The sequence below is a fragment of the Micromonospora haikouensis genome, from assembly GCF_900091595.1.
GTDB lineage: Bacteria > Actinomycetota > Actinomycetes > Mycobacteriales > Micromonosporaceae > Micromonospora > Micromonospora haikouensis.
Map to the genome: position 1 here is coordinate 61,451 of NZ_FMCW01000014.1, position 12,022 is coordinate 73,472.

A 12,022-nucleotide genomic window follows, 5' to 3' on the forward strand; every position below is an offset into this window, starting at 1 on the left:
GGTGAATGAGCGGCGATCCGGATCGGGAACGTACTTCCGGCCCATTCGGCGGGGCGCGAGCGAAAAGGGACGGCAGGGAGGGCGGGGCGGGCGGTATGGGCGTTTCCGGTCCCGGCGGCGCGCTGCCGCCGGGACCGGCTCACACGTTGGCGACCAGCAGGGCGGGCTGCTCCACGCAGTCCGCGACGTGCCGCAGGAAGCCGCCGGCCACCCCGCCGTCGCAGACCCGGTGGTCGAAGGTGAGGCTGAGCTGCGTCACCTTGCGCACGGCGAGCTGACCGTCGACGACCCACGGCTTGTCCACGATCCGTCCCACGCCGAGCAGCGCCGCCTCGGGGTGGTTGATGATCGGGGTGGAGCCGTCGACGCCGAACACGCCGTAGTTGTTGAGGGTGAACGTGCCGCCGGTGAGGCGGGCCGGCGGCAGGGTGCCGGCCCGGGCGGCGGCGGTGGTCTCGGCCAGCGCCGCGGCCAGCTCCCGGGTGGTCAGCAGGTGCGCGTCGCGCAGCACCGGGACGACCAGGCCCCGGTCGGTCTGCGCGGCGATGCCCAGGTGCACCCCGCGGGACTGGACGATCCGCTGCCCCTCGGTGTCGACGCGCGCGTTGAGCTGCGGGAAGCGGCGCAGGCCGCTGAGGCAGATCCGGGCCAGCAGGGCCAGCAGGCTCACCGGCGCGTCCGGGGTCGCGGCGTTGATCGCCCGGCGGGTCTCCACCAGGGCGGTGGCGTCCGCGTCGACCCAGATGGTCACCTCGGGGATCTCCCGCCGGCTGCGGGAGAGCTTGTCGGCGATCACCTTGCGGACGCCGGTGAGCGGGACGACCAGGTCCTCCTCGCCCGCCGGCACGGCGACCCGTCCCGCCGCGGTCGGGCCGTCGGCCCCACCGGTCGGGGCCGCGTCGGGGCGGTCGGGCACCGGGGTGGGCCGGGGGGCCGGGGCCGGGCCGGCGAGGGCCGCCTCGACGTCGGCCCGGCGCACCACCCCGCCCGGGCCGCTCCCGCGCAGGGTGGCCGGGTCGATGCCGTGCTCCCGGGCCAGCCGCCGGACGATCGGGGAGATCACCAGGGCGACCGCGCCCCCGGGTACCGCCGCCGGCCCGGAAGCCGCCGCGACGGGCGCGGGGGCCGGGGCGGGCGCGAAATCGGGGGCCGGGGCGGGTTCGGGGGCGACGGAGAGCCGGGGCCGGCGGCGTCGCCGACCCGCCGCGCCGTGCCCGGTGCCGTACCCGATGAGGACGTTGCCGCTGCCGGCGCGCTCCTCCTCCCGGTAGGTGGCGTGCCCGGCGGGCTCGCCGTCGGCGGGCGCGATGGTGATCAGCGGCTGGCCGACCGGGCGCGTCTCGCCCGCCGCGCCGTGCAGGGCCACCACCCGCCCGGCATACGGGCAGGGCACGTCCACGACGGCCTTCGCGGTCTCCACCTCGACCACGCTCTGGTCCACCGTCACGGTGTCGCCGACGGCGACCCGCCATTCGACGATCTCCGCCTCGGTCAGCCCCTCGCCGAGGTCGGGCAGGAGGAACACCTGCTCGGTCATGCCGCGCTCCCCTGCGGCAGCCAGCGCGCGTCGGGCCGGTCGTCCCACTGGAGCCGGGCCACCGTGTCGAGCACCCGGTCCACGCCGGGCAGATGGGTGTGCTCCAGCATCGGCGCGGGGTACGGGATGTCCAGGCCGGACACCCGCAGCACCGGGGCGTGCAGGGCGTGGAAGCAGCGCTCCTGCACCCGGGCGGCGATCTCCGCGCCGACGCCGGCGAAGCCCTGCGCCTCGCTGACCACCACGCACCGGCCGGTGCGGCGCACCGACGCGGCGATGGTCGCGTCGTCGAGGGGGACGATCGTGCGTACGTCCACCACCTCCAGGTCCCAGCCCTCCTCGCGGGCGGCCTCGGCGGCCTCCAGGGCGACCGGCACCGCCGGCCCGTACGCGATCAGGGTGGCGTCGGTGCCCGGCCGGCGCACGACGGCGCGGCCGAACGGCTCGGTGGCCGCCGGCAGCTCGGCCTCGGCGCTGGAGAAGTAGAGCTTCTTCGGCTCCAGGAACACCACCGGGTCCGGGTCCGCGATCGCCTCGCGCAGCAGCGAGTACGCGTCGGCGACCGTCGCCGGGGTGACGACCTTCAGGCCCGGGGTGTGCGCGTAGTACGCCTCGGACGAGTCGCAGTGGTGCTCGACGCCGCCGATGCCACCCGCGTACGGCACCCGGATCACCATGGGCACGCCGAGCGCGCCCCGGGTGCGGTTGCGCAGCTTCGCCACGTGCGAGGCGATCTGCTCGAACGCCGGATACGCGAACGCGTCGAACTGCATCTCCACCACCGGCCGCAGCCCGGACATGGCCAGGCCGACGGCGAAGCCGACGATGCCGGCCTCGGCGAGCGGGGTGTCGAAGCAGCGCTTGTCGCCGAACCGGGCCTGCAGGCCGTCGGTGATCCGGAAGACGCCGCCGAGCTTGCCGACGTCCTCGCCGAAGACGAGCACCCGCTCGTCGTCGGCCAGCGCGTCGGCGAGCGCGGCGTTGAGCGCCTTCGCCATGGTGGTGGTCGCCATCAGCGCCCGTCCTCGCGGTCGGCGGCCAGCTCGGCGCGCACCAGCTCCCGCTGCTCGACCAGTTGCGGGGTCGGCGTGGCGTAGACGTGGTCGAAGAGGCTCAGCGGGTCGACCTCGGGCTGGGTGTGCATCCGCTCGCGCAGGTCGGCCGCGTACGCCTCGGCCTGTTCGGCGATCGCGGCGACGGCCGCGTCGTCGAGCGCGCCGCGCGTGCGCAGGTACGTCTCCAGCCGGGCGACCGGGTCGCGGTCGCGCCAGGTGTCGACCTCGGCGCCGTCGCGGTAGCGGGTGGCGTCGTCGGCGTTGGTGTGCGGCTCCATCCGGTAGGTGTGCGCCTCGACCAGGTAGGGGCCGTTGCCGGCGCGGGCGTGCGCGACCGCGCGGGTGAGCACGGCGAGCACGGCGACGGGGTCGTTGCCGTCCACCTGCTCGCTGGGCACGCCGTAGCCGACGCCCTTGTACGCCAGCGACGGGGCGGCGGTCTGCCGCGACAGCGGGACGCTGATGGCGTACTTGTTGTTCTGCACGAAGAACACGACGGGGGCCTTGAACACGGCGGCGAAGTTGACGCCCTCGTGGAAGTCGCCCTCGCTGGTGGCGCCGTCGCCGATGAAGGCCAGGGCCACGGTGTCGCGGCCCTGGTGGGCCTCCCCGTAGGCGAGGCCGGCGGCGTGCACGCACTGGGTGGCCAGGGGGGTGCACTGCGGGGCGGTGTGCACCCGGGTGGGGTCGTACCCGCAGTGCCAGTCGCCGCGCAGCAGGGTGAGCACCTCGACGGGGTCGATGCCCCGGGAGACCAGCGCCATCGACTCGCGGTAGGTCGGGAAGACCCAGTCGGTGTCGCGGACGGCGAGCACCGCGCCGACCTGGCAGGCCTCCTGGCCGCGCGAGGACGGGTAGACGGCGAGCCGGCCCTGCTTGGTCAGGGCGGTGGCCTGGGTGTCGAAGCGCCGGCCGACCACCATGCGGCGGTACATCTCGCGCAGGGCCTCGACGGGCGGCTCGGGGTAGTCGGCGCGGGCCGGCCGGGGCGTGCCGTCGGGGTCCAGCAGCCGCACCGGTTCGGTCTGCGGCAGAAGGGCGGCGGCGGGGTCGGTCGCCGCCTGCTCGCGGGCGGGGGCCTTGGTGGGCTTCTTGGCCGGCGGGCGGGTGCGCGGGGATGCCCTGCGGACCGCCTGGGGTGTGGTCGTCACGGCGGGGACCTCCTGGACTTGTGGTGGACCTATGCTCCTGCCGATGGATGATTGACTCAACACGCAGGATGAACGCGGGACGAATGGCGGGGGAAAGGGCCGGATGTGAGCCAGCAGACCACCGGGGAGCCGGGCACGGAGGGCGGTACGGGACGTTCGGCCGGGCCGCTCGACGAGGTGGACCGGCGCATCCTCGACGAACTGGCCCGCGACGGGCGGATCTCCATCCGTACCCTCGCCGAGCGGGTGCACGTCTCCCGGACCAACGCGTACGCGCGGGTGGAGCGGCTGCTGCGCGACGGCGTGATCACCGGCTTCCGGGCCCGGGTCGCGCCCGAGCCGGCCGGGCTGGGCACCTCGGCGTACATCGCGCTGACCATCCAGCAGAACACCTGGCGGGAGGTGTCGGCCGAGCTGGCCCGGGTGCGCTACGTCGAGCACGTCGCGCTGCTCAGCGGCGAGCACGACGTCCTCGCCCTGGTCCGGGCGCCGGACAACGCCACCCTGCGGGACGTGGTGCTGGACCGGGTGCAGGGCATCGCCGGGGTGCTGTCCACCCGCAGCTGGCTCGTCTTCGACGAGTTCGAGGGCACCCGCAGCCCGTGGGCGTGAGCCGGGCTCAGTGCGCAGGCGGGGCCGCGAGGCCGGCGCGGTCGGCCAGCTCCAGCAGCGGCTCCAGCGAGAAACGCGGGCCGTCCAGGCCGGCGTGCGGGTCGCCGCGCTCGGCGAAGCGCGCCGGCAGGGTGAGCACGTCGAAGTCCTCCGGCCGGGCGTCGTCCAGCTCCGCCCAGTCCAGCGGCGCGGAGACCAGCGCCGCCGGGGTGGGCCGGATCGAGTACGCCGAGGCCATCGTGTGGTCCCGCGACATCTGGTTGTAGTCGACGAAGACCGGCCGGTCCCGCTGCTCGCGCCACCAGGTGGTGGTGACCAGGTGCGGCAGGCGGCGCTGCAGCTCGCGGCCCAGCGCCAGCACCGCCCGGCGGCAGTCGCCGAAGCCCCACCTCGGCTCGATCGACAGGTAGACGTGCAGGCCCCGCCCGCCGGTGGTCTTCGGGTAGCCGACCAGCCCCAGCTCGGCCAGCACCGCCCGCAGCTCGCGGGCGACCGGGACCACCTGCGCGAAGTCGACCCCGGGCATGGGGTCGAGGTCGACGCGGAGCTGGTCGGGGCGTTCGGTGTCGGCGGCGGTGACCGGCCACGGGTGGAAGCGCAGCGTGCCGAGGTTGGCCGCCCAGATCACCACCGCCAGCTCGCCGGGCGCGACCTCGTCGGCCGTGCGTCCGCTGGGGAACGTCAGGTGGGCGGTGCGCACCCAGTCGGGTGCGCCGGCCGGCAGCCGCTTCTGGTAGAACGCGTCGCCCCGGTTGCTCTGCCGGGTGGCGATCCGCGCACCCTCGAACACGCCCCGGGGCCACCGCTCCAGCATGGTCGGGCGGTCCCGCAGGGCGCGCAGGATCCCGTCGCCGACGGCGAGGAAGTAGCGCACCACGTCGAGCTTGGTCAGGCCGCGCTCGGGAAAGTACGGCTTGTCGGGGCTGGAGACGCGGACCACCCGCTCCCCGACCCTGATCTCCTGCGCCGCCGTGGCCACGACTGCCACCGTACGACGCCGCGCCGACGGGCGCAGGCAGGTCGGGGGCGGTCCGGCGGGCGTGCGGCGCGGCCCGGCGCGGTCAGGGCCTGCGGGCCACGCAGCCGTACTGCGGGACGACGGCCGGCTCCTCGCCATCGTCCGGCCGCCACCGCGCGCACGACACCAGGCCCGGCTCCACCAGCTCCAGGCCGTCGAGGAACCGGGCGATCTCCGCTCCGGTGCGCGCGCGGATCGGGGGCGCGGCGTTGGCGTTCCAGAACTCCATGGCGGGCACGTTCGCCTCGCCGCCCAGCTCGACGGTGGGATGGGTGAGCGCCAGGTAGCTGCCCGGAGGCATCGCGTCCATCAGCCGGCGCACTATCGCCACGGCCTCGTCGGTGTCGAGGACGAAGTTGAGGATGCCCAGCATCATCACGGCCACCGGCCGGTCGAGGTCCAGCGTCCGGGCGGCGGCGGTCAGGATGGACGCCGGGTCGTGGACGTCCGCCTCGACGTAGTCCGTGGCGCCCTCGGCGGAGCTGGTCAGCAGGGCGCGGGCGTGCACGAGGACCATCGGGTCGTTGTCGACGTAGACGATCCGCGCGTCGGGGGCGACGGCCTGCGCGACCTGGTGGGTGTTGTCGGCGGTCGGCAGGCCGGTGCCGATGTCGAGGAACTGCCGCACGCCCGCCTCGCCGGCCAGGTGCCGCACGGCGCGGGCGAGGAAGCGCCGGTCGGCCCGGGCGACCTCCCCGATGACCGGGAACATCGCGCGGACGTGGTCGCCGACCCGACGGTCCGGCTCGAAGTTGTCCTTGCCGCCGAGCCAGTAGTTCCACACCCGGGCGTTGTGCGCCACCGAGGTGTCGATGGGCTCGACCCGTTCGCCGTCGCGAACCCCGACGTCGCCGGACTCTGACACGAAAACTCCTCGGCTGTCGCGGATGTCCGGTCAGCCTAGCTCCGCGCCCGGCGGACGATCGGGTCGGGTCAGGACAGCAGCGCCACCCCGACGACCATCAGCGGCAGCGAGACGAACAGGAAGATGCCGACCCCGGTGAGCACCCGCCCGCCGCCCGCGTCCTCCCGCTCGGGGGCCAACCCGAAGGCCGCCCGGGCGGGCAGCATGCCGATCCGGCTCAGGGTCAGGTCGCCGGTGAGCCCGAGCAGGGTGCCGACGACGATGAGCGCGACGCCGAGCCGGAAGGCGAACTCGCCGCCGCTGACCGCCGTCCACACGCCCGCGGCGGCGGCGACCGCCACCAGCGCGACGACGAACAGCACGAGCGCCTCGCGTAGACCCCGGACCACCGTCATCGCCGCGCACCCCTCTCGGCCGGCCCGCGGCCGGCGCCCGTCGACACCCGCGCCGCCGGGGCCACCGGCGGCGCGGGTGACATTCTGCCGGGCGTACGGCCACGGCGCTGCCCCGTGCCGCAGGTGCGCGCCGGCCGGGTGGACGCGGTCCACCCGGCCGGCGCGGCCGACTCAGCTCTTCTCGCGCTGGAGCCGATCCATCAGCATCTGCTTGCCCTGCTCGCCCGCCTTGCGATTGTTCTCCTGGATCTTGCGGAACCAGGTGGCGAGTTCCTTGTCGCCGCGCTCCTCGGCGTCGGAGATGTAGATCTCCATCCGGTAGACGTGCTCCAGCGACATCTGCAGCGCGTGGATCAGGTCGTAGTTCTTGTCCCGCACCGGACTGCTGATCTCCCTGACCATCGTGGCCACGGCCAACCTCCCCGTGTCTCGGCTACCGTTCGGCCCCGCGCTTACCCGCCGGGCCCGGTCGTACGCGCCCGCCACAGGGAGGGGATAACCAGCGTCGCGTCTCATTGCACACGTCGCCAACCGGTCGATATCAGGTGAGAAAGGGCCATGGATGTGCTTGCCGGTCACAGCCGTACGGGTCCGCCCGGGCGGCCTTCCGTCGGCGGCTCCCGGTTCACCCCGGCGCGGTGCTGCGGGCCGGGGTGGCCGCGCTGCGGGCCGGCCCGGTGGTGCTGACCCCCAACCTGACCGAGGCGACGCACCTGCTGGGCCGCGACCCCGGCGACGACCTGGACGCCGAGGCGGCCGAGCTGGCCCGCCGGTACGACGCCGTGGTCTCCCTCTACGGCCACATCGCCGCACCGGACGGGCGGTGCTGGCGGGAGGAGAGCGGCGACGCGGGGCTGGGCACCTCCGGCAGCGGGGACGTACGCGCCGGGCTGCTGGCGGGCCTGCTGTCCCGGGGCGCCGAGCCGGCGCAGGCGGCCTGCTGGGCGGCGTTCGCGCACGCGGTCAGCGGGCAGCGTCTGGTGCCCCGGTTCGGCCGGATCGGCTTCCTCGCCCGCGAGCTGCTCGACGAGATCCCGCACACCCTCGCCACGGTCTGACCACAGCGTCTGCAGTGCGGATGCCTTCGAGCGTTCAGCGATGCACATAGAGTAGGGGCCGTGCAGCTCCGTTACCAGTCCCGTGTCTTCCCGACGCCCGGCCAGCAGGTCGAGCTGGCCAAGGCGTTTGGCTGCGCGCGGGTGGTGTTCAACGACGGACTCAGGCTGCGCCGGACCGCGCGTGAGGCGGGCGATAAGTACATCTCCGACGTGGAGTTGTCGCGCCGCCTGATCACCGAGGCCAAGCAGACTCCGCAACGGGCCTGGTTAGGCGAGGTGTCCGCCGTGGTGTTGCAGCAGGCCCTCGCGGACCTGAACTCCGCGTACCGCAACTTCTTCGCCTCGGTCTCAGGCAAGCGCAAGGGCCGCAAGGTCGCCCCGCCGAGATGCCGGTCGCGTAAGGACAACCGGCAGGCTATCCGATTCACGAGAAACTCCCGCTTCAAGGTCCTGGACAACGGCCACCTTCGGCTGCCGAAGATCGGTGGCCTTGTGATCCGCTGGTCCAGGTCGCTACCGTCCGCCCCGTCCTCGGTTACCGTGATCAAGGACGCGATGGGCCGGTACTTCGCCTCATTCGTCGTTCAGACAACCAACGACGAGGATCTGCCACCGGTCGAGTCCGAGGTTGGTGTCGACCTGGGCCTGACGCACTTCGCCGTACTCTCAGATGGCACAAAGGTGACCGCGCCGAGGTTTCTACGCCGCGCCGCGCGCAAGATCAAGCGGCTACAACAAGCCCTCTCGCGCAAGCAGAAGGGCTCGGCCAACCGCAAGAAGGCCGTCGAGAAGGTCGCCCGCGCCCACGCGCGGGTGGCCGATACCCGGCGGGACTGGCAGCACAAACTGTCCACGGCGATCATCCGCGAAAACCAAGCGGTGTACGTCGAGGACCTGCGCGTTGCCGGTCTCGCCCGGACCCGGCTCGCCAAGAGCGTCCACGACGCCGGGTGGGCCAGTTTCACCGCCATGCTGGAGTACAAGGCCGCCCGGTACGGGCGCACCTTCGCCCGGGTGAACCGGTTCTTCCCGTCCACCCGCATGTGCTCACAGTGTGGCTGCATCAACGACAAGATGGCCCTCAACGTCCGAGCGTGGGACTGTCCCTGCGGAGCAGCCCACGACCGAGACGTCAACGCCGCCATCAATGTCCTCGCCGCCGGACGGGCGGAGAGCCTGAACGACCGTGGAGCGCAGATAAGACCAGGACTTGTCCCGGCACCGCGCGGCGAAGCGGTAACCCACCCAGATGCCGCGTGTTCCACTCGCAGCGTGGAGGGAATCTCCATCCTTCAGGGAGGAGAGGACGTCAATACATCGACCCGTGGGAAGCTGAACTGCCACCACCACGCGCGCCGGCGCCCGGTGCGGCAGGCCATCCGGTAGCCGCAGCGCAAAGGCGTGTTCAAGATGGCACCCGCGGGGCAGCTGAAACCAAGGTCCGGGCTCACTCCGGTGGGCCGCAGCGGATTCTGCGGCGTGGGCGTCGTCAACACTTACAACGCAGTCGAGTGACCGTCTGACGGAGAATCGGTGGTACCCGGCGCATATTGGGCTTTACCAGCCTCCTAAAGGAGAAGCCCAGCGCGGTCGCTGGTCGACGGGACCTCGACCGACGCGTTCCGGTCCTTCCCGGCGCCAGGAAATCCTGGGTCAGAACTTGCCGCTGACGAGCCGCACGGGATGGCCGAGTCGCCCGCCGACCTCGGCGACGAAGGCGGGCAGCAGGGGCGGGCAGTTCCAGAACGTGAAGCCGAGCGCCCCGACGGCCCACGGCTCCGATTCCCACTGCCATTCGTTGAGGGCGACAGGCAGACCGCAGTAGGCGCACGTCGCCTCGGCGGGGCCGCCGTCCATCCAACCCTTGGCCGCCGAGTGGAACCGCCGCCACTGCGACGGGACCGGGCCGGTGTAGGAGCCGTCCCGCTGTTCGAGGCGTCCGCAGTGCGGGCACTGCAGGCCGCCGTCGTCCTGACCCGGGTAGAAGACGGTGCGACGGACGATGACCCCCATGCCGTCGGCCCACAGGTCGGGCACACCCGGCCCCTGCTCGGCGACCGTCGTGCCGAACCGGGGACCCGGGGCGTGCCCCGATCCCCCGAGCACGCAGTCCGAGCGCTCGGCACGCACGATGCCCTCCGCGACGAGCCACGCCAGAACGGCTCCGGCGAGTCCCGCCGCTTCGCCCTGCGTGGCATCGAGATCGACGATCGCCTGGAAGTAGTCACCCACGGAGGGATCATAGGGAGACCCGCCGACGTAGTAGTGGGGCTGCGGTGCGAAGCGAAGCCGCTAGGGTCGCAAGGCGAGCGAGCTTCAGCGCCTCGACGCGCACCACGCGGACGCGCTGCTGCGCTTCGAGCGCGACAATCGCGCGTACTTCGCGCGGTGGGTGCCGGATCGGGGAGACGACCACTTCGCCGGGTTCGCCGAGCGGCACGCGGCGCTGCTCGCCACGCAGGCCACCGGCCAGTGCCACTTCCATGTCCTGCTCGACGAGGACGGTGCAGTGTTGGGCCGGTTCAACCTGGTCAACGTCGCCGACGGCAGCGCGAGCTGGGTTTCCGGGTGGCCGAGCGAGCCTGCGGCCGGGGCGTGGCGACCGATGGGGTGCGCCGGGTGCTCGGCCTGGCTCGCGACCCGTACGGGCTGCGCCGGCTGGTCGCGTCGGCGGACCGGGAGAATGCCGGCTCGCTCGGGGTGCTGCGGCGCACCGGGTTCACGGCGGTCGGCGAGGTGCTGCTCGACGGGCGGCCCGGGGTGCGGCACGTCCGCGAGCTGGGGTGTGACCAGGCGCGTCCACCAATCGGGTGACGGCTGTTTCCGCTGGTGGCCTCGGGGTACCGGTCGATCATCAGCCGAACCTAGGAGGCCACCCGTGTCGACCGATGCCATCGTCGTGCTCAAAGAGGACCACAAGGAGATGCGCCGCCTGTTCAGGGCCTTCCAGGATGCGCAGGACGGGCCGGCGAGCCAGCGGCAGAAGCTGGTGGGGCAGATCCTGGAGGCCCTCACGGTGCACACCTACCTGGAGAACGAGGTGATGTACCCGGAGGTCCGCAAGCTGCTGCCGGACCTGGAGGACGACATCCTCGAATCGTACGAGGAGCACCACGTGGCCGACCTGCTCTGCGCCGAGCTGGCCACCATGGACGCCGACGACGACCACTTCAACGCCAAGACCACGGTGCTGATCGAGAACGTGGAGCACCACGTCGAGGAGGAGGAGCAGGAGTGGTTCCCGAAGGTGCGGGAGGCGCTCGGCCGCAAGCAGTTGCAGGAGATCGGCGAGCGGATGCTCGCGCTGCGCGCCGACGCCCCGCGCAGCCCCACCGCCCCGAAGGCGATCAAGAAGGCGCTGGACGCGGTCACCGCCTGACCGCGCCCCGCACGCGATTCTTGGACAGTTGTCGTCCGCTCGTGACGGCAACTGTCCAAGATCCGGAGGGGGCGGATCAGTCCGGGGGGTGGATCAGGTCGGGGGCGGGAGGATCTGGCGGAGCTGGCCCGGTGGGACGGAGCGGCGTCGCCACTCGCGGGGGTAGCCGACCGACACCTCTTCGAAGCGCACCCCGTCGTGCCAGGTCGTGCGGGGGATGTGCAGGTGGCCGTAGACGGCCGCGGCGGCCCCGTAGCGCACGTGCCAGTCCGCGGTGGCGTCGGTGCCGCACCACTGGGCGAAGATCGGATAGCGCAGGATCCGGGTCGGCTCGCGCACCAGCGGCCAGTGGCTGACCAGCACCGTCGGCAGCGCCGGGTCGCGGGCGTCGAGCCGCGCGGCCGTCTCGGCGAGCCGGGCCGCGCACCAGTCCTGCCGGCTCGGGTACGGGTCCGGGTGCAGCAGGTATTCGTCGGTGCAGACGATGCCGGTGGCGTACGCCTCGGCCAGGGCCGCCTCGCGGGTGTCGAGGCCCTCGGGCCGCCAGGTGTAGTCGTAGAGCAGGAACAGCGGCACGACCAGCGCCGGCCCGCCGGGGCCCCGCCACACCGGGTAGGGATCCTCCGGGGTGACCACGCCCAGGGCGCGGCAGACGTCGACCAGGTGCCGGTAGCGGGCCACCCCGCGCAGGGTGACCGGGTCGCTCGACGGCGTCCACAGGTCGTGGTTGCCCGGGGCCCACACCACCTTCGCGAAGCGCCGGCTGAGCAGGCCCAGCGCCCATTCGATGTCCGCCACGGTGTCGGCGACGTCGCCCGCGACCAGCAGCCAGTCGCCCGGTGAACGGGGGCGCAGGCCCTCGACGATCGCCCGGTTCTCCGCGTATGTCACATGCAGGTCGCTGATCGCGAGCAGCGCCCCGTCGTCCTCCCCCACCACCAGTCGATCCTAC

The 12,022-nt window shown here is 73.1% G+C and carries 15 protein-coding genes; 5 read left to right on the forward strand and 10 right to left on the reverse strand.

Going from position 1 to position 12,022, the window contains the following annotated elements:
* Positions 1 to 139: 139 nt before the first annotated feature.
* Genes GA0070558_RS15890 through pdhA form a run of 3 tightly spaced genes read right to left on the reverse strand, consistent with a single transcriptional unit; the run spans position 140 to position 3,776 of the window.
* Positions 140 to 1,537, reverse strand: a complete 1,398-nt coding sequence (locus GA0070558_RS15890) for a dihydrolipoamide acetyltransferase family protein (RefSeq protein WP_091280506.1) — start codon at positions 1,535 to 1,537, stop codon at positions 140 to 142.
* On the reverse strand, positions 1,534 to 2,550 hold the full coding sequence (locus tag GA0070558_RS15895; RefSeq protein ID WP_043968913.1) for an alpha-ketoacid dehydrogenase subunit beta: 1,017 nt from the start codon (positions 2,548 to 2,550) through the stop codon (positions 1,534 to 1,536). Before GA0070558_RS15895 ends, GA0070558_RS15890 begins: the two co-directional genes overlap by 4 nt.
* Positions 2,550 to 3,776: a pyruvate dehydrogenase (acetyl-transferring) E1 component subunit alpha gene (gene pdhA / locus GA0070558_RS15900; RefSeq protein ID WP_091280776.1), complete on the reverse strand. Its 1,227-nt coding sequence runs from the start codon at positions 3,774 to 3,776 to the stop codon at positions 2,550 to 2,552. The genes GA0070558_RS15895 and pdhA overlap by 1 nt, the downstream gene beginning before the upstream one ends.
* Positions 3,777 to 3,848: 72 nt before the next feature.
* On the opposite strand from pdhA, the gene GA0070558_RS15905 reads away from it, so the two are divergent.
* Complete coding sequence (locus GA0070558_RS15905) at positions 3,849 to 4,355, forward strand: Lrp/AsnC family transcriptional regulator (protein ID WP_077940085.1); 507 nt, start codon at positions 3,849 to 3,851, stop codon at positions 4,353 to 4,355.
* 7 nt (positions 4,356 to 4,362) lie between these two features.
* On the opposite strand, the gene GA0070558_RS15910 is transcribed toward GA0070558_RS15905, so the two are convergent.
* From GA0070558_RS15910 to GA0070558_RS15925, 4 genes are all read right to left on the reverse strand, one after another.
* The gene (locus tag GA0070558_RS15910) at positions 4,363 to 5,334 is read right to left on the reverse strand and encodes a DNA polymerase domain-containing protein (protein ID WP_091280512.1); all 972 of its coding nucleotides are present in this window, start codon (positions 5,332 to 5,334) and stop codon (positions 4,363 to 4,365) included.
* An 82-nt stretch (positions 5,335 to 5,416) separates the two neighbouring features.
* Complete coding sequence (locus GA0070558_RS15915; protein ID WP_091280516.1) at positions 5,417 to 6,238, reverse strand: SAM-dependent methyltransferase; 822 nt, start codon at positions 6,236 to 6,238, stop codon at positions 5,417 to 5,419.
* Positions 6,239 to 6,306: 68 nt separating this feature from the next.
* Positions 6,307 to 6,633 (reverse strand): hypothetical protein, encoded by a 327-nt coding sequence (locus GA0070558_RS15920; protein WP_091280779.1) that lies wholly within the window; start codon positions 6,631 to 6,633, stop codon positions 6,307 to 6,309.
* Positions 6,634 to 6,804: 171 nt separating this feature from the next.
* Positions 6,805 to 7,035: a hypothetical protein gene (locus tag GA0070558_RS15925; RefSeq protein ID WP_043969572.1), complete on the reverse strand. Its 231-nt coding sequence runs from the start codon at positions 7,033 to 7,035 to the stop codon at positions 6,805 to 6,807.
* A 236-nt stretch (positions 7,036 to 7,271) separates the two neighbouring features.
* Here GA0070558_RS15925 and GA0070558_RS15930 point away from each other — a divergent pair, with 236 nt between their 5' ends.
* Both GA0070558_RS15930 and GA0070558_RS15935 read left to right on the forward strand, forming a co-directional pair.
* Complete coding sequence (locus GA0070558_RS15930; protein WP_256091967.1) at positions 7,272 to 7,691, forward strand: NAD(P)H-hydrate dehydratase; 420 nt, start codon at positions 7,272 to 7,274, stop codon at positions 7,689 to 7,691.
* Positions 7,692 to 7,751: 60 nt separating this feature from the next.
* Positions 7,752 to 9,077 carry an RNA-guided endonuclease InsQ/TnpB family protein gene (locus GA0070558_RS15935; RefSeq protein ID WP_218107003.1) on the forward strand — a complete coding sequence of 442 codons (1,326 nt, stop codon included), beginning with the start codon at positions 7,752 to 7,754 and terminating at the stop codon, positions 9,075 to 9,077.
* Between the two features lie 267 nt (positions 9,078 to 9,344).
* On the opposite strand, the gene GA0070558_RS15940 is transcribed toward GA0070558_RS15935, so the two are convergent.
* Complete coding sequence (locus GA0070558_RS15940; protein WP_091280518.1) at positions 9,345 to 9,923, reverse strand: hypothetical protein; 579 nt, start codon at positions 9,921 to 9,923, stop codon at positions 9,345 to 9,347.
* 7 nt (positions 9,924 to 9,930) lie between these two features.
* A complete protein-coding gene (locus tag GA0070558_RS34400; protein WP_256091968.1) occupies positions 9,931 to 10,176 on the reverse strand; it encodes a hypothetical protein in 246 nt (81 codons plus the stop codon).
* Between GA0070558_RS34400 and GA0070558_RS15945 the strand changes: the two genes are divergently transcribed.
* Together GA0070558_RS15945 and GA0070558_RS15950 are read left to right on the forward strand one after the other, a co-directional pair.
* The gene (locus GA0070558_RS15945; protein ID WP_256091969.1) at positions 10,164 to 10,505 is read left to right on the forward strand and encodes a GNAT family N-acetyltransferase; all 342 of its coding nucleotides are present in this window, start codon (positions 10,164 to 10,166) and stop codon (positions 10,503 to 10,505) included. The genes GA0070558_RS34400 and GA0070558_RS15945 overlap by 13 nt on opposite strands.
* Before the next feature lie 64 nt (positions 10,506 to 10,569).
* The gene (locus tag GA0070558_RS15950; protein ID WP_077940074.1) at positions 10,570 to 11,070 is read left to right on the forward strand and encodes a hemerythrin domain-containing protein; all 501 of its coding nucleotides are present in this window, start codon (positions 10,570 to 10,572) and stop codon (positions 11,068 to 11,070) included.
* Positions 11,071 to 11,163: 93 nt separating this feature from the next.
* On the opposite strand, the gene GA0070558_RS15955 is transcribed toward GA0070558_RS15950, so the two are convergent.
* Positions 11,164 to 12,012, reverse strand: coding sequence for a metallophosphoesterase family protein (locus GA0070558_RS15955; RefSeq protein WP_082106764.1), 849 nt, complete (start codon positions 12,010 to 12,012; stop codon positions 11,164 to 11,166).
* Positions 12,013 to 12,022: the final 10 nt, after the last annotated feature.

Coding starts and splice junctions, on each gene's coding strand:
- GA0070558_RS15895 (WP_043968913.1), bottom strand. CDS start 2,550: ATGGCGACCACCACCATGGCGAAGGCGCTCAACGCCGCGCTCGCCGAC.
- GA0070558_RS15890 (WP_091280506.1), bottom strand. CDS start 1,537: ATGACCGAGCAGGTGTTCCTCCTGCCCGACCTCGGCGAGGGGCTGACC.
- GA0070558_RS15925 (WP_043969572.1), bottom strand. CDS start 7,035: ATGGTCAGGGAGATCAGCAGTCCGGTGCGGGACAAGAACTACGACCTG.
- GA0070558_RS34400 (WP_256091968.1), bottom strand. CDS start 10,176: ATGGAAGTGGCACTGGCCGGTGGCCTGCGTGGCGAGCAGCGCCGCGTG.
- GA0070558_RS15920 (WP_091280779.1), bottom strand. CDS start 6,633: ATGACGGTGGTCCGGGGTCTACGCGAGGCGCTCGTGCTGTTCGTCGTC.